Origin of the sequence: Pseudomonas alloputida (assembly GCF_021283545.2) — a bacterium.
Taxonomy (GTDB): domain Bacteria; phylum Pseudomonadota; class Gammaproteobacteria; order Pseudomonadales; family Pseudomonadaceae; genus Aquipseudomonas; species Aquipseudomonas alloputida.
The window spans coordinates 5,599,734-5,621,398 of the sequence record NZ_CP128540.1; the positions used below are offsets into that span (position 1 = coordinate 5,599,734).

Consider the following 21,665-nt stretch of genomic DNA (forward strand, 5'->3'; position numbering starts at 1 on the left):
CAGTCATCAGTGGGTCTGGCCCAGGGCCGAAGGGGCCTTGAGGTCATCGGAAGGGGCGCCCTTGGGGCGAGTGCGTACGAAGAAGATGGCAATCGCCGCCAGCACCGAGGTCACCGCCAGGCCGTACAGCCCGCCCTGGATCGAGCCAGTCTGCTGCTCCAGCAAGCCGAAGGTGGTGGGGGCAACGAAACCGCCGAGGTTGCCGACCGAGTTGATCAGGGCAATCACCGCCGCAGCGATGCGGGCGTCCAGATAGCCCTGGGGGATTGGCCAGAACAGTGACGACGCTGACTTGAAGCCGATCGCGGCGAAGCACACGGCGACGAAGGCAAACACCGGCCCACCCGTGGTGGACATGAACATGCCCGTGGCAGCGACCAGCAGGGCGCCGGCCACCCAGGCCTGCTGGAACTTCCAGCGAGCGGAACCGGCGGCGAAGGCGTACATGGCCAGGATCGAGATCAGCCAAGGGATCGAGTTGAAGAAACCGACCTGCATGTCACTGAGGTCGCCCATACGCTTGATGATGCTGGGCAGCCAGAAGGTGGCGGCATAGATGGTCAGCTGGATGCAGAAGTAGATCAGGCAGAACAGCACGATCTGGCGGTCCTTGAGCAGGTTCCAGGCCGACGGCCTGACCGCGCCGATGGCCTCACGCGCTTGCTGCTCGCGGTCGATGGTGGCGACCAGCGCGTCCTGCTCGGCCTTACTCAGCCACTTGGCGTCCTGCGGCTTCGAGTCGAGCCAGAAGAACACAAAGAAGCACAGCGCCACCGAGGCCATGCCTTCAATGAACAGCATCCACTGCCAGCCATGCAGGCCCAGGCCCTGGATCTGCATCAACGCCCCGGCCAGCGGCCCGGAAATCAACGAAGCCAGCGCCGAGCCACTGAGGAAGATGGCAATCGCCTTGCCGCGCTCTGCCGCCGGTAGCCAACGGGTGAAATAGTAGATCACGCCAGGAAAGAAGCCTGCTTCGGCCACCCCGAGCAGAAAACGCAGCACGTAGAACTGGGTTTCGTTCTGCACAAAGGCCATGGCCGTGGCCACCAGCCCCCAGGTGAACATGATACGGGTCAGCCACAGCCGGGCACCGACCTTTTGCAGCAGCATGTTCGAAGGTACTTCGAACAGCGCGTAACCGATGAAGAACAGCCCGGCACCGAAGCCATAGGCCGCAGCGCTGATGCCCAGGTCGCTTTCCAGGTGCGGGCGGACGAAGCCAATGTTGACGCGGTCGAGGTAGTTGACGATGAACATGATGACGAACAGCGGCAGGACGTGGCGCTTGACCTTGGCCACGGCACTGGCCAACGCGTCGCCTTCATGCCGGGCAGACGGAGCGAGGGTGTCGTTCACTTGCGGATCTCCCACTAATTGTTTTTGTGCGGGTCGGGTTGTCTGACATGGCAGTGGGGAGGAGCTTATTCGCAGTGAAGTTGTACGACAAGATCATTAACGTCGGCAAAATAGCAAAATACAAGCTGTCAAAAAGCTAATTTGATCCGAACGCGCAAAAACAGATCAATTACATGCTGAATTGGATGCGCGAAAAATCGGCAAAAAATTTTTCTATCGATTAACTTGTCGTACAAGTAAATCAAGAAGCGGATCACACATGGAACCCGAACACGCGCGCAAACGCGGCCACAGCCGTGCCCACGACCTGGTTTCCAGCCTGACCCAGCAGATTTTACTGGGCACCTTCAAACCAGGCGACAAACTGCCTTCGGAAAACACCTTGGTGCGCGAGCACGGGGTCAGCCGCACGGTGGTTCGCGAAGCCTTGTCGAAGCTGCAGGCCTCTGGGCTGGTGGAGCCGCGCCACGGGATCGGTACGTTCGTGATGGAACGCCAGGCCCAGGCCGGCCTGCGCGTTGCGGCGGAGAGCGCGGCGAATGTGCGCGATCTGCTGGAGCTGCGTATTGGCCTTGAGGGCCAGGCTGCCGCGCTGGCCGCACTGCGTCGTGACGAGGGGCATCTGGCGCGCATGCGCCAGGCGCTGGATGACTATCAGGACCTGGCCGCTGCCGGCGACAGCTGCATCGAAGCCGACCGGCGCTTTCACCTGCTGATTGCCGAGGCCACCGGCAATCTGTATTTCACCGAGATGCTGCTGCAACTGGGTAACGGCCTGATCCCGCGCAACCGCATGGCCCAGGCCGAGCGCGCGGGGGCCAAGCTGGCGCGGCAAGCGTACCTGGCCAACCTGGAGCATGAGGCGATCCTCAATGCCATCCGCCGACAAGACCCGGATGCCGCGCGGGCGGCAGTGTGCCTGCACCTGTCCAACAGCCGAGACCGGCTACTGCCGGACTGACTGTCAGGCAGTGTAAGACGAGTATATTGGCGTGCAGGGTGGCCGTTACATCCAGCTACCCTGCCCTCACTTCACCAGGTCAGGCAGATCTTGCCGAAATGCCGGTTGCTCTCCTGGTAACGGAACGCCTCGACGATCTGTTCCAGTTCGAAATGCTTGTCCACCACCGGCCGCAGGCCGTTGGCATCGATCGCCCGTACCATCGCCTGCTGCTGCGCTCGGCTGCCAACCAGCACCCCTTGCAGCCGAATCTGCCGCACCAGCGCCTGCACCAGCGGCAACTGCCCGGCCACCCCGGTAAGGATGCCGATCAGCGAAACATGCCCGCCAATGCGCGCAGCAATCATCGACTGCTCCAGCGTCGCCGGGCCGCCCACTTCAATCACATGATCGACACCACGGTTGCCAGTCAGCTCGCGCACCTTCTCACCCCAGGCCGGGGTGCTCTTGTAGTTGATCAGGTGGTCGGCACCCAGGGCCTTCAGGCGCTCCAGCTTGGCATCGCTGGACGAGGTGGCGATCACGGTCGCGCCCGCCAGCTTGGCGAACTGCAGGGCGAAAATCGACACACCGCCGGTACCCTGCACCAGCACCGTGTCGCCGGGCTTGAGGTGATCGTCGCTCATCAGCGCGCGCCAGGCGGTAAGGCCGGCGGTGGTCAGGGTGGCAGCCTCGGCATGGCTGAAACCCTGGGGTGCCAGGGTGAAGGCGGTGGCGCGGGCAGTCACTTGCTCACGGGCGTAGCCATCGATGCCGTCGCCGGGCACCCTGGCGAAGCCCTCGACATTGGCCTGGCCATCGAGCCAGTCGGGGAAGAAGGTGCTGACCACATTGTCGCCGACCTGGAACTCAGTGACGCCAGCCCCCACCGCAACCACCTCGCCGGCGCCATCGGCCATTGGGATGCGTCGCTCGCTCGGGCCCCACATGCCGCTGACCACGGCGAAATCGTGGTAGTTGAGGGAACTGGCGTGCAGGCGCACGGTAATCTCGCCGGCCTGGGGGGCCTGGGCCTCGCAGGTGCCGACCTCGACCTTGTCGTAGCCGCCGCCGGGTTGTACGTAGATGGCCTTGCTGCTCATGGGTGGGTCTCCGTATCAGAGCAAAGAATGGGGTTGAGCATAGACAGATCCGGCCCTTTCGCGGGCACGCCCGCCCCCACAGGGGCACCACAGGCCCCGAGACGTGCGCAATACCTGTGGAAGCGGGCATGCCCGCGAAGAGGCCCGCATTGCCAACACACGCGTCAGCCCAGCATCACCTTCAACGCCCGGCAATCCGCCGCATGCCAATCCACCAGCTCTGGCCAGGGGTTGTCCGGCAGGTTCACCAGCACCGTGCGCGCCCCCGCCGCCCGCCCGCAGTCCAGGTCAAAGCGGTAATCCCCCACCATCACCAGTTCGCTCGGCGTCACGCCCCAGGCGCTGGCAATCTTCAGCAGCCCATCCGGGCTCGGCTTGGGTGCAGCCTCGTCACGCCCGAGAATGTGTTCCACCGGGAAGCAGTCCGCCAGGCCGATGGCCTCCAGCGTTACATGCGCCAGCTCACGCGCATTGCGGGTCAGAATACCCAGCCGGCACCCGCGCCCGGCCAACTCTCGCACCAGTTCCACCGCCCCGGTGGCCGCCGTGGAGGCCGTTGCCAGGTCCCTTTCGTGCTCCAGCAACCAGGCATGCTTGGCCGCCGCTTCCTCTGCCGGCAAGGCCGCCAGGTGGGTGAGGATGTCGTGTTCGGCCGGGATGTCCAGCGCCACCCGAATGGCGGCGAAGTCGTGCACGGCCACGGTCAGGGTGCCGTCCATGTCGAACACCCAGTTGCGCACCTCGCCCAGGCTCATGCCCAGTCCTTGCGATGGCGAATCAGGCCTTCCTGGCTCGACGATGCCACCAGTTGCCCGGCCTGGTTGAAAATGCTGCCGCGGCAGAAGCCACGGGAATTGCCGGCCCAGGGGCTATCGGTGGCGTACAGTAGCCACTGGTCGGCGCGCAGGTTGCCGTGAAACCACAGCGAATGGTCGAGGCTGGCGATCTGCATGTCGCGCTGCCACACCGATTTGCCATGGGGCAGCAACGCCGTGGTCAGCAGGCCGAAGTCCGAGGCGTAGGCCAGCATGTACTTGTGCAGGGCAGGCACGTCAGGCAGGTTGCCGTCGGCGCGGAACCAGGCGTACTTCACCGGGTCGCCCGGCTTGGGGTTGAACGGGTCGCGCTCGGTGACCGGGCGGATCTCGATCGGCTTGGCGCACAGCACCTTGTCGCGGATGCGCTCGGGCAACTGGTCGGCCATGGCATGGGCCAGTTCGACTTCGGTAGGCAGGTTTTCCGGGCCGACCACGTCAGGCATCTGCGCCTGGTGCTCGAAGCCTTCCTCGTCGTACTGGAACGACGCGCTGCAGGTGAAGATGGTCTGGCCCTTCTGGATCGCCGTCACCCGCCGTGTACTGAAGCTGCCGCCATCGCGCACGCGGTCTACCGAGTACACCACTGGAAGGCTGGCATCGCCCGGGCGCAGGAAGTAGCCGTGCAACGAATGCACATGGCGCGCGTCCTCGACTGTCTGACTGGCGGCCGACAACGACTGGCCCAGCACTTGGCCACCGTAAAGCTGGCGGAAGCCCAGGTCCTGGCTACGTCCACGGAACAGGTTCTCCTCGATGGATTCGAGGCTCAACAGGTCGACCAGGTCGTCCAACACATGACTCATCGGCGGTTCTCCGTAGGAGCGAGCCTAGCTCGCGATGCGCCGCCCGAGCGGCGCTCGATTTCACAGGCGCTGAACGTGTTACGGGCAAGCGCCTTCCAAGTAGGCAAATGATACAGCGTTTGTCATTCGCACCGGGCATGGCTGTGCATTCAGGCGCGCAGGGTGCGCTCCCAGTGCGCGCGGTCAATGCGGTACAGCACATGCGGGCGCAGCGGGTGGCCGATGGGCAGGCGGGGGTGCTCGAAGCTGCCGTGCAGGTCCTGCTGCATGCCGATGGCTTGCATCACCTTTTGCGAAGGCAGGTTGCATTCGCTGGTGAACGACACGACCTCCTCCAGGCGCAATTGGGCGAAAGCACAACGCAGGCAGGTCCACGCCGCTTCGCTGGCAAAGCCCAGGCCCCAGTGACGGCGTGCCAGACGCCAGCCGATCTCCACCGCCGGGGCAAAAGGCGCGTCGAAGTTGACATTGAGCAACCCGGTCATGCCGATGAACGCGCCACTGTCCTTGCGCTCCAGGGCCCACAAACCAAAACCGTACTCATTGAAATGCCCACGCACGCGGCCGATCAACGCAGCCGCCTCAACGCGCGTCAGCGGCGCCGGAAAGTAGCGCATCACCTGCGGGTCGGCGCACAGTGCGGCAAACTCGCGCAAGTCATCGTCATGCCATTGGCGCAGCACCAACCGTGCGCTTTCCAGTTCGAGGATGGGGGTCATCGGGCCTGCTCCGGTTTACCGCCTTGCAGTTTACAGCGTAGGCGCGGGCGCGGGTTTCACCCAGCCGGGAGCCGCCAAATGCAATTTTCACACGCCCTTCACCGGCCCCCGACAGGCCGCTTGGCAGGATGCCTGCCATCCACCGCCGCACCAGCCGCGGTACTGCCAACGGAGCAACGCATGCTATCGAGCAACACCCTGGGGCACCCCGCCATTCATGCCCGGCGCAAGCGACGCCTGACTCGCAAAGCCGTCGGAGCCGCCCTGGGCCTGTGCATGGTCGTGGCGGCGTTGACCACCTGGCTGGCGACGAGGACGCATATCGTGGACCTTGGCAACGAGCAACAACTGAGTGACAGCGGCCTGCTGCAGGACTGGGCCGACGGTGCGGTGATCGTGATGATCCGCCACGCCGAACGCTGCGACAGCGCCCCCGGCCCCTGCCTGGACGACCCCACGGGGATCACCCTGAGCGGCAGCCAGGCCGCTGCCCGCGTTGGCCAAGGGCTGCACCAGCTGGGCCTGAACAAAGCCGACCTGCTCAGCAGCCCGAAACTACGCACCCGGCAAACCGCACACTTCATACTGGGTCAGGCGGTGGCCAGCGAGGACTGGCTCGAAAGCTGCGACAGCCAGTTCGCCAACGAAGCGCTTGCACACAAACGCGCGGGCCACAACCTGGTGCTGGTGACTCACAACGGCTGCATCGACCACTTTGCCCGCCAGCAGCACGTTGCCGGCGGCGAACGTCAAAGCAACTATGCCAGCGCCCTGTTCGTGTCGGTGGATGGCAATGGCAAGGCACGCATCCTCGGGCGACTGAACGAACCTGACTGGCAACGCGTATTGGCCAGCACAGGAAAATAGCCTCTGTGGGAGCGGTACCGGCGCAAGAAACAGGTACTCCCATTGCAGTCACCCGTCATGGCAAGATCAGCACTGGCCCTGATTGCGACCCCATCCATGCCGTTGCCGCTGATCTACCACGAAGATTACAGCCCGGAGTTCCCCGCTGAACACCGCTTCCCGATGGACAAGTTCCGCCTGCTGCACGACCACCTGGTCGGCAGCGGGCTGACCACCGACCAGGCCCTGCTGCGCCCGGACATCTGCCCCAACGACATCCTCGCCCTGGCCCATGACCGCAGCTACATCGAGCGCTACATGAACGGCGAGCTGTCGCGCGAGGACCAGCGCCGCCTCGGCCTGCCCTGGAGCGAGGCCCTGGCCCGGCGTACCGTGCGCGCTGTCGGTGGCTCACTGCTGACTGCCGAGATGGCGCTGCAGCACGGCATCGCCTGCCACCTCGCCGGTGGCACCCACCACGCCCATTACGACCACCCCGCCGGCTTCTGCATTTTCAACGACCTGGCGGTCATCAGCCGCTACCTGCTGGAAGCAGGCCGGGTACACCGGGTGCTGATCTTCGACTGCGATGTGCACCAGGGTGACGGCACCGCGCGCATCCTGCACGACACGCCCGAGGCCATCACCGTGTCGCTGCACTGCGAGCAGAACTTCCCCGCCCGCAAGGCACAAAGCGACTGGGACATTCCCCTGCCCCGAGGCATGGGCGACACTGCCTACCTGAAGGTGGTGGACGACGCCCTCAACTACCTGCTGCCGCTTTATCAACCCGACCTGGTGCTGTATGACGCCGGTGTCGATGTGCACAAGGACGACGCCCTGGGCTACCTGCAGCTGACCGACGCAGGCGTTGCCGCCCGTGACGAAGCCGTGCTGCGCCACTGCCTGGGCCGCGATATCCCGGTGATGGGCGTGATCGGCGGAGGCTACAGCAAGGACCGCACAGCCTTGGCCAGACGCCACGGCATCCTTCACCACAGCGCGGCACGTGTCATAGGTTGTTCACAATGACTGTGGAACCGCTTGTGGATAACCTGCGCGAAAGGCGCTGTAGCCCTTTACTGGCAAGGCCTGCATGACACTGGCTATTTTTTGACCAGTGCTTCCATGGGCAGCGCTGCGGTAGAATGCGCCTCTTTTCCACAGCCTGCTGCCCACCATGCCCGATCTGACCCCCGCATCCCCTCCCCCCGCTGTCGTCATCGGTGGCGGCCCCGCCGGCCTGATGGCTGCCGAAGCACTGGCCAAGGCAGGCCTGGCGGTCGAGGTGTTCGATGCCATGCCTTCAGTGGGCCGCAAGTTCCTGCTGGCGGGTGTCGGCGGCATGAACATCACCCATTCCGAGCCCTACCCGGCGTTCGTGGCACGCTATGCCGAACGCCAAGGCGAAATCGAGGCCCTGCTACGCGACTTCGATGCGGACGCGTTGCGCCAGTGGATTCATGGTTTGGGCATCGAAACCTTCGTCGGCACCTCGGGCCGGGTGTTCCCCACCGACATGAAAGCCGCACCGTTGCTGCGTGCCTGGCTCAAGCGCCTGCGCGACAACGGGGTAGTTATCCACACCCGCCATCGCTGGTTGGGCTGGAACACCGATGGCAGCTTGCGCATTGCTTATCCACAGGGCGAGCGTCAGGTGAAAGCCTCGGTCGTGGTGCTGGCGCTGGGTGGTGCCAGCTGGGCGCGCCTGGGTTCTGACGGCAGCTGGCAACCGCTGCTGGCAGAACGGGCTGTGGATATCTCGCCTTTGCAGCCGAGCAACTGCGGTTTTGAAGTAGCGGGCTGGAGCGCGCTACTCAAGGACAAGTTCGCGGGCGCACCGCTGAAGAACATCGCCCTCAGCGTCCCGGGCAGCGCACCGCGCAAGGGCGAGTTCATTCTCACCGCTCAAGGCGTGGAAGGCAGCCTGGTGTATGCCTGGTCGGCACCGGTCCGCGAGGCCATTCACCGTGAAGGCCGCGGGGTGTTGTTGCTCGACCTGCTGCCGGACAAGCCTGTGGACAAGATTGCCCAGGCATTGGCCAAACCACGCGGTTCACGCTCCATGGCCAAGCACCTGCACAGCCAGCTGGGGATTGATGGGGTCAAGGCCGCACTGCTGCGCGAACTGACCGATCAGGCGACCTTTGCCGACGTTGATGCTTTGGCCCGGGCCATCAAGGCATTGCCCATCACCCTGGTACGCACGCGGCCGCTGGATGAAGCGATCAGCAGTGCCGGCGGGGTCCGCTTCGAGGGCCTGGATGAGGGGTTGATGGTCAAGGGCATGCCGGGGGTGTTCTGTGCCGGCGAGATGCTGGACTGGGAGGCGCCGACCGGGGGGTATCTGCTCACGGCGTGCTTTGCCAGCGGCTTGCGCGCCGGACGGGCAGCGGCGGATTGGGTGCAGGCTTCCTGACAGATTGCCGGGCTCATGCGGGAGCGGCCTTGCGTCGCGAAAGGGCCGCAAAGCGGCCCCCAAAATCTCACGGCTTACGCTTGCGCGGCCCACCATTGAAGCTCGGCACCTTGCGTACAGCCTTCACCGCCGGTTCCGCACTGGCCGCTTCAGTGCTGTCCATCCAACGCCCCAGCCCGCGCTTGGCGCTGTTTTCTTTCGGCTTCTTGGGCTTCTTCGGTTTCTTGATAACCTGCCCACTGGCATCGGTCATCGGCACCCGGTGCTCGGGGATGAAATCCGGCTCTTCATGGCGCGGCAGGGTCTGCCGGGTCAGCACTTCAATGGCCGCCAGCAGTTGCACTTCATCCGCACACACCAGCGAAATCGCCTCGCCCTTGTTGCCCGCCCGCCCGGTACGCCCGATGCGGTGCACGTAGTCTTCGGCAACGATCGGCAGGTCGAGGTTGACGACCAGCGGCAAGTCATCGATATCCAGGCCACGGGCCGCCACATCGGTCGCCACCAGCACTTGCACCTCACGGGCCTTGAAGCTGTCCAGCGCACGCTGGCGGGTTGCCTGTGGGCGGTCACCGTGGATGCCGTCGGCATTCACGCCTTCGGCCAGCAAGCGCTCCACCAGCTGATCGACGCCATTGCGGGTCTTGGCGAACACCAGCACCTGCTTCCAGCGCTGCTTGCGCAGCAGGTGGCAGAACAGGTCAGCCTTGCGCTTCTTGTCCACAGGCACCAGCCACTGCTTGACGCTGGCGGCCGTGGCGTTGCGCGGGCTCACTTCGATACTGAGGGGGTCATTCAGCGCCAGCCCCGCCAGCATGCGAATCTGATCGGAGAAGGTGGCGGAAAACAGCAGCGTCTGGCGCTTGCGCGGCAGTGCCGCGTACACCGACTGCAGCTCTTCGGCAAAGCCCAGGTCAAGCATGCGGTCGGCTTCATCCAGCACCAGGGTCTGCACCTGGTTGAACTTCACGGCGTTCTGCCGGAACAGGTCGAGCAAGCGGCCAGGGGTAGCCACCAGCAGGTCGACACCCCGGCGCAGGCGCATCATCTGTGGATTGATACTGACCCCGCCATACACCGCGTAAGTAGTCAGCGGCAGGTTCTCGGCGTATTCGCGCACGTTGTTGTGCACCTGCTCGGCCAGCTCGCGAGTGGGTACCAGCACCAAGGCGCGGATCGAGTTGCTGGCCACCTTCTCGCCCTCCAGCGCCAGGCGCTGCAGCACAGGCAGGGCAAAGCCTGCGGTCTTGCCGGTACCGGTCTGGGCTGCGGCCATCAGGTCGCGGCCGGCCAGCACGGCGGGGATGGCTTTGGCCTGCACCGGGGTCGGGGTGGTGTAGTCCAGTTGCTGCAGCGTGCGCAGCAGCGGTTCGATCAGGCCGAGTTTGGCGAAATTCATGGCAATACCGTCAGGGGGTTCAGCGAAGGCGGCAAGTTTACCGCATCGCCCCTGCCTACTTGCAGATTTCACCTTTCAACGGTTGTACAGGTTCAGGCGCCTTGCGCCACTGCGGCAGGCCGATCAGCACCACCGCGCCGATGATCACTGCCATCGCCACACACTCTTCAGCGCCAATCTGCTCACCGGCAAAGACGATCCCTAGCAGCACCGCCACCGCCGGGTTGACGTAGGCGTAGCTGGTGGCCGCTGCCGGGCGCACGTGCTTGAGCAGGTACATGTAGGCACTGAACGCCAGGATCGAACCGAAGAACACCAGGTAGGCCAGCGCCCCCCAGCCAGCGGCGGTCGGCAGCTGTGTCATGCGTTCGCCCGATAGCACACTGCCCAGCAACAGCACCGCACCCCCGACCAGCATTTCCGCTGCGCTGGCCATCGGCCCCTGAGGCAGCGGCAAGGTCTTGCTCCACACCGAGCCGAACGCCCAGGACGCCGCCGCGAAGATGATCAGCGCCGCACCTATCGGGCTTGCCTGCAGGTTGGAGCCCAGGTTCAGCAGGCCGATGCCCACCAGCCCAAGGGCTATCCCTGCCCATTCCAGCTTCGAATTGCGGTGCCCGAACAACAGGCCGAACAGCAAGGTGAAAAGCGGCACCGTCGCCACCGCCAAAGCCGCCACGCCCGAAGCCACGCCGGCATGCTCGGCCACGGTCACCCCGCCGTTGCCACAGCTGAGCAACAAGAAACCGATCGCCCCTGCCGCCCGCCATTGCGGCCAGGTAGGTGCCGGCACGCCGCGCCAACGCAGGAAGCCGTACAGCAGCCCACCGGCGATCAGGAAGCGCACACCGGCCATGAGCATCGGAGGCCAGCTCTCGACGCCGATGCGAATGAACAGGTAAGTAGAACCCCAGACCAGATACAGGGCCAGGAAGGCGCCAATCAGCAGCAGCGGGAAACGACGGGAGGCAGGCATGGGGGAAACTCGAAATCCGTTTACGGGTGCCTCAGTTTAACGGCCTGCCTGGGTGAAGGGACGTTACAGAACGGGTTCAATTGAGCGGCACAATTCTGGTGCGTTCGACGTAGGCGACCCTCCCCCCGACGTTCACTGGCTAATCCCTGCAGTACTTGGCCAGCGCTTCGCGCAGCTTCGCAGCCGGGGTTTTCTGCAGCCGGCAAAGCAGCTCGTGCGACAGTTGCTGAACCCCGTGGTCCTGGCGCAATACACCCGCCAGATACTGCAGCAGGTTGGCGGCCATTTCGGCATCGGCCATGGCCCGGTGCGCGGTCCCCGTGTCCGGCAACCCAGCCCAGCGTGTCAAAGTGCCCAGCTTGTGGTTCGGCGCGGCGGGCAGCAGGCGCCGGGACAGCAACAGGGAACACGCGAAGGGCTGGCTGCGGCTGCGGCCAATACGGCCCAGCTCGTAGTCCCAGAACTTCTGGTCGAAAGCAGCGTTGTGCGCCAACAATGGGGTGCCACCGACGAACTCGGCCACCTCGTTCATCACTTTCTCCACCGGCGGCGCACTGCGCAGCATGGCGGTGGTAATGCCGGTCAGCCCTGCGACGAAGGCCGGCACCGGCACGCCAGCATTCATCAGGCTCTGGTAGCGCTCGACAATGCGCCCACCCTCAAGCATTACCACCGCCACCTCGGTGGCACGGCAGCCGGTACCGGGGGAAATACCGGTGGTTTCAAAGTCGATGACAGCGATACGTTCCATGAAAAGACCTTAGTGTTTGAGCAACAGCGCGCCTTCGATGGGCACGTAGCGGGTGGCAGCACGGATCAGTGACAACGCCGTCAGCCCCGGCACGCCATACACCACCGCTTCGGTGCCATGGCGCTGGATTACCCGCTCCAGCAGCAAGTCGAAATCACCGTCGCCGGAGGCCAGCACCACCTGGTCGACCCGGCTGGCCGCGTCGATCACATCCAGGGTAATGCCCACATCCCAGTCACCTTTGGCCGAGCCATCACTGCGCTGGATGAACGGTTTGAGGCGCACCTCGAAACCGAGGTTGCGCAAGATCTGCTGGAACTGCTGTTGTTTGCTGTCGCCACGATCGATGGCATAGGCCACGGCCTCGACGATCTGGCCTTCGCGGCTGACATCGGCCCACAGGGCGGTGTAGTTGAAATGGCAGCCGTGGGCCTGGCGCACGGTGTAGTAGAGGTTCTGCACATCGGCGAACAGCGCGATCTTTTTCACCTGGGAACCTCATTTTTGGCCTGGAGTGCCGGGGGGCTGCTGCGCAGACCTTCGCGGACACGCCCGCTCCCACAGGTATCGCGCGTACACCCGTGGGAGCGGGCGTGCCCGCGAAGGGGCGCAAAGCGCCCCCGGAAATGCCAGCAGTATGCCAGACCTGTCAGACGTAAGAATCGTCGTCCGAGAAGAACCCACCGTCATCGCTGCCAAAACCACCGTCGGCGTATCCGCCCTGGTCACTGCCCCAGCCACCGTTGTCAGCCACTTGCTGCTGCCCGACCTGGTCGTTCCAGCCACTACTGTCGCTGGCTGGCGCCGGCTCTTCCTTGATGACCTCGACGACTTCTTCCGGTTGCGAGTTGTGGTTGAACAGGCTGCTGATACCCTGCGCCAGCAGCACACCACCGGCCACACCGGCGGCGGTCTGCATGGCCCCGCCAAGGAAGCTGCTGGCCCCGCTGCGCGCAGGCGCGGCGCCATAGCCAGGCTGCGGCGCCTGAGGCTGGGCGAAACCAGGTGCCGACGGCTCGCGCCAGCCACCACCGGACGCTACAGGGGGCGCCGAAGGACGCTGTGGCTGCACCGCCGGGGCTGCGTTGCGCCCACCCGAACCAAAGATGCTGGACAAGAAGCCACCCCCGCCATTGCTCGGCGCACTGCTGGCGGCTTGTGCCGCCTGAGCCTGGGCACGGGCCTGCTGCAGCTCGGCTTGCAGCTGCTTGTTCTGTTCGTCGAGGCGCTTGATCGCGGCCTCCTGTACCAAAATCGCCTGGGCCATGTAGTAAGGCGCCGCCGGTTGCTGACGCACGTGCTGCTCGATGCACGCCTGGGCTTGCGCGTCACGCGGCTGACTTGGGTCTTCGGCTTGCTTGAGGCGGCCGAACAGGCCGTCGATCAGGGTTTGTTCTTCAGTGTTCATGGGGCGACCTCGTGGGGTAGCGGGACATCGGACAGCGTCAAAGATGGGGCGTACAGGCGCGGGATTCAATCACTGCTGCGGTGAAACTTTTTTCAGCAAGTGACAGCTCCAGGCCTGCTTTGGGCTAAAGTTAGGCCCCTGTTTTTACTGCCATGCGATGTTGACTGATGAATCCGCTGAGCGTTCTGCGCGACTCCCTGTACTTCTTCCGCCGTCACCTGCCAAACATCCTCCAGCTGTGCCTACCGCTGGTGGTGGTGGAAGCCCTGCTCACCCAATTGCTGGACCGGCAGCTGGGCGACCAGGCATCACCGGCCTACGGCATGCTGGTCAGCCTGCTGTTCTACCCGCTGTACAGCGCAGCCCTGATCCTGTACCTGGACACACGCAGCAACGGCCAGGAAATCGCCAAGCGCGACCTGTTCGCCCGCGCCCTTCAACTGTGGCCGCAACTGGCCCTGCTGATACTGATCAGCTCGCTACTGATCATGGCCGGCCTTGCGCTGTTCATCTTCCCGGGGGTGTGGATCATGATCAACCTGGTGTTCGCCGAGTACCTGCTGGTGCTGCGCGGCCGGCCGGTGGTGCAGGCGATGCGCGAAAGCGCAAGCATGACCACCGGGCATTTCATGCGCATCATGATCTGCGTCTTAGGCGTGCTGGCGCCGATCTGGCTCATCGACGGGCTGCTGTTGATGGCCTTCCCCGAGCCATCACCTGGGATGGAACTGGCCATGGACAGCCTCAGCGGCTTCCTGCAGCTGTTCAGCACCGTGGTGCTGTACCGCCTGTTCATGTTGCTGGAAGGTGAAGCCAGCACCTGAGGCCACCGGGGAATGTTTTCGACCTGCCGGCTGCCCAGCCCTGGCGCCACAGTGCACATCCTCAATGCTATTCAAGGAGTGCACCATGAACGAAACCATTCAGGCCGGGTACGCCAGGTCTTTTCGCGGCAAGCTGTACATGCGCACCGTCGACCGGGACATCCCGCTACGCCTCAGCCGCAGTACAGACAAGTTCGGCTGGGGCATTACCCCTGAGGATGACTGGTTGCAGGCGGGTGGAAGGCAGGACTCGCCGGTGATGGACTTTCATTACCACTCGCGGACCAACGATCGCCTGCACTACCGCATCAGCATGCCAGGGCGCCCGGAGACCAAGAAGCTAGGATTCAGCCGCAATGGCTATCTGGGCTTCTACTGGCATGCAGAGGTTAGCGAATACTGGAAAATCGAGCCGCTGGCGCTGACAGATGAAGGACTTGTCTGCCATCTGCGCGACCAGCGGGGCTACAGGGTCGGCGCCCTCACGGATACGCCGCACAGGAGTGGGGAGTGGGTAGCCTGGCTCAACGTCGAGGAAGGCGAAGTGATCACGTTCCTATTGAGGCAGGCAGATCGAGCTTCACTGGCCGGGGCAATACGATGAATGGCACGACCACTGACACGTCGTGGCCAGCGCATGATTTTTTCGGCCTGCCGCACTCGGTGGTGTGCATCAGCTCCCTCTCGGCTTGGCCCTGGCGGTAGCCTCGGCCACCAGAGGGTCGTCCGGCCAGTAGTGCTTCGGATATCGCCCTTTCAGGTCTTTCTTCACCTCGGCATAGGTCGTGCGCCAGAAACTGGCCAGGTCCTGGGTCACCTGCACCGGCCGACGCGCCGGTGACAGCAGGTGCAGCTTGACCTGCTGCCGGCCATTGGCGATGCGCGGGGTGTCGGCAAGGCCGAACAGTTCTTGCAGACGCACGGCAAGAATCGGCGGGGTTTCGCTGTAATCCAGGCGGATGTTCGAGCCGGACGGCACGGCCAAATGCGCCGGGGCCTGTTCTTCCAGGCGTTGCGGCAGCGGCCAGGGCAGCAGGTTGCGCAGCATCGACGGCAAGTCCAGCGCGGCAAAGTGGCTGAGGCGCGATACTTTGCTCAGGTAAGGCTGTAACCAGTCTTCCAGGCTGGCCAGCAGGGCTTCGTCCCCCAGGTCAGGCCATTCGCTGTGGCCATCCTTCTGCAGGTCGAGCTGACGCAGCAGCGCCACACGTGCCTGCCATTGCCGCAGTTCCGGCGTCCAGGTCAGCAGGTTCAAACCTTTGCGCCGGACCAGGCCAAGCAGCGCCCGGGTCCTGGCTTCATCATCCAGCCCAGGCAGCGGCTCGCGGCTGAGGACCAGTTCGCCAACCTTCACCTGACGCTCGGCGCGCAACACCTGCTCGCGCTCGTCCCAATCGAGGATATCGACCCGCTCGACCTGCTCGGCCAGTACCCCCTCAAGCAACGCCGGATCGAATTCGGCTGCCAGATAGATCCGCTCCTCACGCTGCCCCTGGCGGCTACCCAGGTCGGCGATCACCAGCCATGGGCACTTCATCAATGCATCGACTTCGCCAAACAGGGCCGCACGGCCGTTGGCCAGCCGATACTCCGCCCCACCCGCCCGGCGCTGCTGGGCGACCCGGTCAGGGTAGGCCAGCGCCAGCAGGGCGCCCAGCCAGCGTGGGTGGTCCGGGTCGGCGACCGGCGCACCGACCTTGCCACGCAACAGGCCACGGTATTGCCGGGCCAGCTGACGAGCACGCTGCACACCACCCTGGCCGCCACGCGCTGCCTTGCTCTCACCGCTGACCAGCGCAAGCCGGCTGTGCAAGTCGGCACCACCGCCACGCTGGATGTCCCGCTCCCCCAGCAGTGCAGCCACATCGCAGGCCATCTGTGCCAGGCCCAGATCCTGACCCCGCAGCAACAAGTGCGCGATGCGTGGGTGAGCCGGCAGTTCGGCCATGGCCTGGCCATGTTCGCTGAGGGTGTCGCGGCTGCCCGGCCGGAAGGCGCTGAGTCGCGCCAACAGGTCCTGTGCCTGGGCGTACGCTGCAGCTGGCGGCTGGTCGAGCCAGCGCAACTGCTCGGGGGTTACACCCCAGCGCGCCAACTGCAGGGCCAGCCCGGCCAGGTCGGCCTGGAGAATCTCGGCACTGCCATGGGCGGCCAGCTGGTCATGCTGGGCCTCGGACCAAAGGCGGTAGCACACGCCGGGTTCCAGGCGGCCGGCACGCCCAGCGCGCTGGGTGGCACTGGCGCGGGAAATGCGCTGGGTGTCCAGGCGGGTCATGCCGCTGCCGGGGTCGAAGCGCGGCACCCGGGCCAGGCCTGCGTCGATCACCACGCGCACGCCATCGATGGTCAGGCTGGTCTCAGCGATGTTGGTGGCCAGCACCACCTTGCGCAACCCCTTGGCCGGCGGGTCGATAGCGGCGCGCTGGGCATTGAGGTCGAGCTCGCCATGCAGCGGGCACAGCAGAATCTCGGGGCGCGCGCCCAGTACCTCCTGAAGGCTTTGGTGAACCCGGCGGATCTCGGCTTGCCCAGGCAGGAACACCAGCACGCTGCCGGCCTGGTCAGCCAGCGCATGCAACACGCAGTCCACCACCCGTGGCTCAATGAACTCGCCTGGCTGGAACGGCCGCCCCCAGCGGATATCCACCGGATGCATGCGGCCTTCGCTGCTGACCACCGGGGCATCGTCCAGCAACCGCGACAGGCGTTCGCCTTCCAGGGTCGCGGACATCAGCAGAATCTTCAGTGGCGGGTCGTCACGCAGCAACTCGCGGCCGTTAAGGCTCAGCGCAAGTGCGAGATCGGCATCCAGGCTGCGCTCGTGAAATTCGTCGAAGATCAGCAGGCCCACACCTTCCAGCGCCGGGTCGGCTTGCAGGCGGCGTGTGAGGATGCCTTCGGTCACCACTTCGATACGGGTTTTCGGCCCGACCTTGCTGTCCAGACGGATGCGGTAACCCACCGTTTCCCCAACCTGCTCGCCCAGCTCACTGGCCAGCCGTTCGGCCGCTGCCCGCGCAGCCAGGCGCCGTGGCTCGAGCATTAGGATGCTCTGCCCGGCCAGCCACGGTTCGTGCAGCAGCGCCAGTGGCACGCGGGTGGTCTTGCCAGCGCCAGGCGGCGCTTCAAGCACCACTTCGTCACGGTTTTCCAGAGCTTGGCGCAGGGCGGGCAAGGCAGCATCAATGGGTAATGAAATCATGGTGGTCCTCGAGCAGTCTCGCGAGTATAACGGCGAACCCAGCCTGCTCTATCATGGTCTTAACATCAGGTGCAGGCGCTTCGCTTGTCCTGCTGAACACCTTTTCGGAGATTTACATGCGCATCTCGACCCGCGTCATCGGTGGCGCCCTCATCGCCACCTTGCTGACTCAACTGACGGCCTGCGGCACCATTTTCTACCCGGACCGGCGCGGCCAGATCGGCGGCAAGATCGACCCTGTGGTTGCTGCAATGGATGCCATCGGTATCCTGTTCTACGTGATCCCGGGGCTCATTGCCTTCGGCATCGACTTTGCCACCGGCGCCATTTACTACCCAGGTGGCCGAACTGCCCAGGTTGACCCGGCCAAACTGCAGGAAGCCGTCAGCCCCGATGGCAAGGTCGACAACCTGAAGTTGCAGGCCATTCTGGAAAGCGAACTGGGCCAGCGCCTGCCGCTGAACGACCCACGGCTGATCCAGCACCGCGGCAGCATCGAACAACTGGCCAGCCTGGGCCTGGTCCCGGCAGCCTGAGCCACAAGGACACTGACCACGGATGATCACTACCCCGGCTGAACACCAGCGCCTGCTCCGCCTTGCCACGCGCGCATCACTGGCGGTGGCCGGCATCCTGGTGCTGAGCAAGGCGCTGGCCTGGTGGCTGAGCGGGTCGGTGAGCCTGCTGGCCGGGCTGACCGACTCGGCACTGGACGCCGTGGCCTCGTTCCTCAACCTGCTGGCGGTGCACTACGCCCTGCGCCCGGCCGACGACGATCACCGGTTCGGCCATGGCAAGGCCGAGGCCTTGGCCGGTATGGCGCAGGCGCTGTTCATCGGTGGCAGTGCGGTGCTGATCGGGGTGCAGGCGGTCGAGCGTCTGTACACCCCGCAACCGCTGGGTGATACCTCCATCGGTATCGCGGTGATGCTGCTGTCGCTGGTGCTGACGGTCGCCCTGCTGGCGCTGCAGTACAAGGTCATCCGGCTCACCGGCTCCACTGCGGTACGGGCAGATTCCCTGCACTACCGTTCTGACTTGTTGCTCAACGGCAGCATTCTGCTGGCCCTGTTGCTGACGCGTTTTGGCTGGCCGCAGCTGGATGCGCTGTTCGGCCTGGGCATCGCCTTTTACATCCTCTGGAGTGCGTTGCAGATTGCCCGCGAAAGTACGGCGATCCTGATGGACAAGGCCTTACCCGGCGATGTTGGCGAGGACATGACCGCGCTGGTGCTGGCCGTTGCAGGCGTGAAAGGCGTGCATGACCTGCGCACGCGCGTGTCGGGCAACCAGTGGTTTGTGCAACTGCACCTGGAACTGCCGGGGCAACTGCCGCTGCATGAAGCGCATAGCTTGTGCGTGGAGGCCTCGCGGGTGATCCGCCAGCGTTACCCACAGGCAGACGTGACGGTGCACGCCGACCCGGTATGAGGTAATTAATCCCTACCCCTGCAGGGTTCAGTTGATGCTGTAACCCCGACCACTGAAGCAAGCCCCCAGCGCCCGCTGGTAGTGGCTGAGCACAGTGGCCGCCGGTGCGTACGTCGCCGTCGCCGGGTCGAAGCCCGACTGGCTCACCGCCCAGCGATGGCACTGGTAGCGGTCCTGCTCCTGCTGTTCCTGACCCTGGCCATACATCGGATAAGCCACCACGTCATACCCGCCATTTGCCGGGGCCACCGGCACGGGCGACGGCACGCCGACCGGCGGGTTGACCACCACATATTCCTGGCTGTCTGCCAGGTACTGGTAATAGGTATCGGCCACCAGAAAGAACAGCGCACCACCCAACCACACTTCCCGCGCGTAAGGCGGCAGATAACTGACCCGCACGCCGTACGGCGGGGTCACCACGATGTAACGGCCCCCGTGCGGGCGGTACCAGTAACCCCCGGAGTAGAAATAGTCAGCGCCCCGGTAGGGTACTTTCCAGTAGCGGTCAGGAAAATGATCCACCGTGTGCCCTGGGCGATACTGCGGCCCAGGCCCCCAGCCATTGCCATGGCCATCCGGGCGCCCCTGCCAGTCGCCACCGGGCCGTTGCCCCGGGCCACCGGTTTGCCAGTGGTGATCATCACCGTGGCGGCGGGGGATGTCCTGGTAATACCCCTGGCGCGGCGGTTGGGTCTGGCGCACTTCGTCGCGCGAGTTGAGCGAGCGCCCCGGTCCACCCTCACCTTGCACCTGCTGGCCACGTTCACCGTGCCCCTCGCCGGGCCCTTCAGCCAAGGCCCCAAGGCTGATGCTCAAACCCAGTAAACCAACACCTGCCAACTGCCAGATGCGCGACGTCATGGTGTTCCTCTCGGTAGAAAAAACTGCAACCAACGCCAGTCTACCGTGCCCACCACACAGGCCAATTAAAATTCCCGACATGAAAAAAGGGAGACCACAGGGCCTCCCTTCAGGAATTGTCGTCCGTGCTCGGCACTTGTGGCGCCGGCTCACCTCACACCGTCTTCTGGAGGGTGTGTAGCCCGGGGGCCTGCAGATCCTGTTGGATGGCCGGCCGCGACCGCCCGCCTAGGGCGCGTCGCCGTGGACTGATGTCCGGGCAGTGATTCTGGTGATAAAGATACCGGACGGGTTGCGACAGAGGATTGCGAAGATTGCTCAGATAAATAGCACTTGCGCAATTTTTCACCCTGGATTGATAATTCGCAGCAATCCGAACAGAAAAGGCAAATGCCATGAGCAAACTTGACCGCTACGACCTGAGCATCCTCGCCGAATTGCAGCGCGATGCGCGCATTTCCAACCAGGAACTGGCCGAACGCATCGGCCTGTCGCCATCGCCATGCTCGCGTCGGGTCAAGCAACTGGAGGACGACGGCTATATCTCGCGCCAGGTGGCCCTGCTCGACCGCAAGAAGCTGGGCCTGAGCCTGACCGCCTATGTGTTGATAGGTATGGACCGCCACACCCCGGAGCGCTTTGAAACATTCGAGGCCGCCATCCGCAACCTGCCACAGGTGCTCGAGTGCAGCCTGGTCACCGGCATGGATGCCGACTATCAGTTGAAAGTGGTGGTGCCGGACATGGACCACTACCAGAAACTGCTTCTAGGCAGCCTGACCCGTATCGAAGGCGTCACCAGCGTGCGCTCGAGCTTCGTGCTCAACCAGGTGTTGGCCAGCACCGAGCTGCCATTGACCCACCTGCGTTAATTGCTTGCCCAGCCGACGTATAATCGGACGCTCAACCCGCCTGGAGAACACCGATGGATCCCGCCGTATTCGAAGAATGGATGATGATCATCCTGGTCACCGTGTTGATCGGTTTCATGGGCTTCATCGTCTGGGACCTGGCAAAAAAGTCCAAGGCGGGTAAGTTCGGGACGCTGATCCTGTTCTTCGTGCTGGGCCTGGGGGTGCTGGCCTTCATCATCAAAAGCGTGGTGGTGGGGTTTCTGGAAGGCGTATAAAACATTTCAGGGCCATTCGCGGGCCCTGACCTGAACTAAAGCCTGGCAGGGACCTCCCGCCAGCAACCCTGCTCCAGCCCATCCAGCGCCCAGTCACCAATGCGCACGCGCACCAGGCGCAAGGTCGGCAAGCCCACTGCTGCCGTCATCCGCCGCACCTGGCGGTTACGCCCTTCGCGAATCACCAGTTCCAGCCAGCTGGTCGGCACGCTCTTGCGAAACCGTACCGGCGGGTTACGCGGCCACAGCTCGGGTTCTTCCAGGCGCCGCGCCTCAGCCGGCAAGGTCGGCCCATCGTTCAGCTCAACGCCATCACGCAAGCGCTGCAACTGCTCGTCACTCGGTTCACCCTCCACCTGCACCCAGTAGGTCTTGGCCAGCTTGTGCTTCGGATCGGCAATCCGCGCCTGCAACCCGCCATCGTTGGTCAGCAACAGCAAGCCTTCGCTGTCGCGGTCCAGCCGCCCGGCCGGGTATACGCCCGGAATGTCGATGAAGTCCTTGAGCGTCGCGCGCCCTTCACCGTCGCTGAACTGGGTCAGCACGTCGAACGGTTTGTTGAACAGGATCAGGCGCGGCTCGGCGGGTGGCGCCTTGGCCTGGCGACGCGGGCCGGCGGCAGGCCGCGCCTGGGGGCGGCGCGGCTTGTTACGGGGTGGCAGTGACATGGATCC

General features: G+C 64.4%; 23 protein-coding genes. 10 read left to right on the forward strand and 13 right to left on the reverse strand.

The window, feature by feature from the left end:
* Window positions 1-6: 6 nt before the first annotated feature.
* Window positions 7-1,359: an MFS transporter gene (locus LU682_RS25970; protein WP_049586612.1), complete on the reverse strand. Its 1,353-nt coding sequence runs from the start codon at window positions 1,357-1,359 to the stop codon at window positions 7-9.
* Window positions 1,360-1,618: 259 nt separating this feature from the next.
* Here LU682_RS25970 and LU682_RS25975 point away from each other — a divergent pair, with 259 nt between their 5' ends.
* The gene (locus tag LU682_RS25975; protein WP_049586610.1) at window positions 1,619-2,320 is read left to right on the forward strand and encodes a FadR/GntR family transcriptional regulator; all 702 of its coding nucleotides are present in this window, start codon (window positions 1,619-1,621) and stop codon (window positions 2,318-2,320) included.
* A 71-nt stretch (window positions 2,321-2,391) separates the two neighbouring features.
* On the opposite strand, the gene LU682_RS25980 is transcribed toward LU682_RS25975, so the two are convergent.
* The 4 genes from LU682_RS25980 to LU682_RS25995 form a co-directional block, all read right to left on the reverse strand.
* On the reverse strand, window positions 2,392-3,402 hold the full coding sequence (locus LU682_RS25980) for a zinc-dependent alcohol dehydrogenase family protein (RefSeq protein ID WP_010955388.1): 1,011 nt from the start codon (window positions 3,400-3,402) through the stop codon (window positions 2,392-2,394).
* 164 nt (window positions 3,403-3,566) lie between these two features.
* On the reverse strand, window positions 3,567-4,157 hold the full coding sequence (locus LU682_RS25985; protein WP_003249853.1) for an HAD family hydrolase: 591 nt from the start codon (window positions 4,155-4,157) through the stop codon (window positions 3,567-3,569).
* The gene (tesB, locus tag LU682_RS25990) at window positions 4,154-5,023 is read right to left on the reverse strand and encodes an acyl-CoA thioesterase II (RefSeq protein ID WP_010955389.1); all 870 of its coding nucleotides are present in this window, start codon (window positions 5,021-5,023) and stop codon (window positions 4,154-4,156) included. Before tesB ends, LU682_RS25985 begins: the two co-directional genes overlap by 4 nt.
* Window positions 5,024-5,172: 149 nt before the next feature.
* Window positions 5,173-5,742 carry a GNAT family N-acetyltransferase gene (locus LU682_RS25995; protein WP_003249850.1) on the reverse strand — a complete coding sequence of 190 codons (570 nt, stop codon included), beginning with the start codon at window positions 5,740-5,742 and terminating at the stop codon, window positions 5,173-5,175.
* A 180-nt stretch (window positions 5,743-5,922) separates the two neighbouring features.
* Here LU682_RS25995 and pmrG point away from each other — a divergent pair, with 180 nt between their 5' ends.
* From pmrG to LU682_RS26010, 3 genes are all read left to right on the forward strand, one after another.
* Window positions 5,923-6,609 (forward strand): lipopolysaccharide core heptose(II)-phosphate phosphatase PmrG, encoded by a 687-nt coding sequence (gene pmrG / locus LU682_RS26000; RefSeq protein WP_049586607.1) that lies wholly within the window; start codon window positions 5,923-5,925, stop codon window positions 6,607-6,609.
* Window positions 6,610-6,705: 96 nt separating this feature from the next.
* Window positions 6,706-7,620, forward strand: coding sequence for a histone deacetylase family protein (locus LU682_RS26005; protein ID WP_004576004.1), 915 nt, complete (start codon window positions 6,706-6,708; stop codon window positions 7,618-7,620).
* Window positions 7,621-7,768: 148 nt separating this feature from the next.
* Window positions 7,769-9,007, forward strand: a complete 1,239-nt coding sequence (locus LU682_RS26010; protein ID WP_010955391.1) for a TIGR03862 family flavoprotein — start codon at window positions 7,769-7,771, stop codon at window positions 9,005-9,007.
* A gap of 67 nt (window positions 9,008-9,074) precedes the next feature.
* Here the strand turns inward: LU682_RS26010 and rhlE1 are convergent, their stop codons facing one another.
* The 5 genes from rhlE1 to LU682_RS26035 all read right to left on the reverse strand — a co-directional run bounded on the left by rhlE1 (window position 9,075) and on the right by LU682_RS26035 (window position 13,541).
* A complete protein-coding gene (rhlE1, locus tag LU682_RS26015; RefSeq protein WP_010955392.1) occupies window positions 9,075-10,406 on the reverse strand; it encodes an RNA helicase RhlE1 in 1,332 nt (443 codons plus the stop codon).
* A gap of 55 nt (window positions 10,407-10,461) precedes the next feature.
* Window positions 10,462-11,382: a drug/metabolite exporter YedA gene (gene yedA / locus LU682_RS26020; RefSeq protein ID WP_004576856.1), complete on the reverse strand. Its 921-nt coding sequence runs from the start codon at window positions 11,380-11,382 to the stop codon at window positions 10,462-10,464.
* Window positions 11,383-11,521: 139 nt separating this feature from the next.
* The gene (locus tag LU682_RS26025) at window positions 11,522-12,133 is read right to left on the reverse strand and encodes a 3'-5' exonuclease (RefSeq protein ID WP_010955393.1); all 612 of its coding nucleotides are present in this window, start codon (window positions 12,131-12,133) and stop codon (window positions 11,522-11,524) included.
* Window positions 12,134-12,142: 9 nt separating this feature from the next.
* Complete coding sequence (locus LU682_RS26030) at window positions 12,143-12,622, reverse strand: LabA-like NYN domain-containing protein (RefSeq protein WP_010955394.1); 480 nt, start codon at window positions 12,620-12,622, stop codon at window positions 12,143-12,145.
* Window positions 12,623-12,782: 160 nt separating this feature from the next.
* Window positions 12,783-13,541 (reverse strand): DUF2076 domain-containing protein, encoded by a 759-nt coding sequence (locus LU682_RS26035; RefSeq protein ID WP_010955395.1) that lies wholly within the window; start codon window positions 13,539-13,541, stop codon window positions 12,783-12,785.
* A 167-nt stretch (window positions 13,542-13,708) separates the two neighbouring features.
* Between LU682_RS26035 and LU682_RS26040 the strand changes: the two genes are divergently transcribed.
* Complete coding sequence (locus tag LU682_RS26040) at window positions 13,709-14,365, forward strand: YciC family protein (protein ID WP_010955396.1); 657 nt, start codon at window positions 13,709-13,711, stop codon at window positions 14,363-14,365.
* 85 nt (window positions 14,366-14,450) lie between these two features.
* Window positions 14,451-14,969 (forward strand): hypothetical protein, encoded by a 519-nt coding sequence (locus LU682_RS26045; protein WP_049586603.1) that lies wholly within the window; start codon window positions 14,451-14,453, stop codon window positions 14,967-14,969.
* Window positions 14,970-15,038: 69 nt separating this feature from the next.
* On the opposite strand, the gene hrpB is transcribed toward LU682_RS26045, so the two are convergent.
* Window positions 15,039-17,567 (reverse strand): ATP-dependent helicase HrpB, encoded by a 2,529-nt coding sequence (gene hrpB, locus LU682_RS26050; protein WP_010955397.1) that lies wholly within the window; start codon window positions 17,565-17,567, stop codon window positions 15,039-15,041.
* A 116-nt stretch (window positions 17,568-17,683) separates the two neighbouring features.
* On the opposite strand from hrpB, the gene LU682_RS26055 reads away from it, so the two are divergent.
* Both LU682_RS26055 and LU682_RS26060 read left to right on the forward strand, forming a co-directional pair.
* Window positions 17,684-18,103 carry a hypothetical protein gene (locus tag LU682_RS26055; protein ID WP_014592516.1) on the forward strand — a complete coding sequence of 140 codons (420 nt, stop codon included), beginning with the start codon at window positions 17,684-17,686 and terminating at the stop codon, window positions 18,101-18,103.
* Window positions 18,104-18,125: 22 nt separating this feature from the next.
* Entirely contained in the window at window positions 18,126-18,998 is an 873-nt protein-coding gene (locus LU682_RS26060; RefSeq protein WP_269805815.1) for a cation diffusion facilitator family transporter, read from the forward strand.
* A gap of 27 nt (window positions 18,999-19,025) precedes the next feature.
* Here the strand turns inward: LU682_RS26060 and LU682_RS26065 are convergent, their stop codons facing one another.
* Window positions 19,026-19,862 carry a DUF6515 family protein gene (locus tag LU682_RS26065; protein ID WP_049586602.1) on the reverse strand — a complete coding sequence of 279 codons (837 nt, stop codon included), beginning with the start codon at window positions 19,860-19,862 and terminating at the stop codon, window positions 19,026-19,028.
* Window positions 19,863-20,257: 395 nt separating this feature from the next.
* Between LU682_RS26065 and LU682_RS26070 the strand changes: the two genes are divergently transcribed.
* A complete protein-coding gene (locus LU682_RS26070; RefSeq protein ID WP_003249795.1) occupies window positions 20,258-20,734 on the forward strand; it encodes an Lrp/AsnC family transcriptional regulator in 477 nt (158 codons plus the stop codon).
* A 53-nt stretch (window positions 20,735-20,787) separates the two neighbouring features.
* The gene (locus LU682_RS26075; RefSeq protein ID WP_003249787.1) at window positions 20,788-20,991 is read left to right on the forward strand and encodes a DUF2788 domain-containing protein; all 204 of its coding nucleotides are present in this window, start codon (window positions 20,788-20,790) and stop codon (window positions 20,989-20,991) included.
* A gap of 35 nt (window positions 20,992-21,026) precedes the next feature.
* Here the strand turns inward: LU682_RS26075 and LU682_RS26080 are convergent, their stop codons facing one another.
* Window positions 21,027-21,659, reverse strand: coding sequence for a pseudouridine synthase (locus LU682_RS26080; protein ID WP_049586600.1), 633 nt, complete (start codon window positions 21,657-21,659; stop codon window positions 21,027-21,029).
* Window positions 21,660-21,665 lie beyond the last annotated feature (6 nt).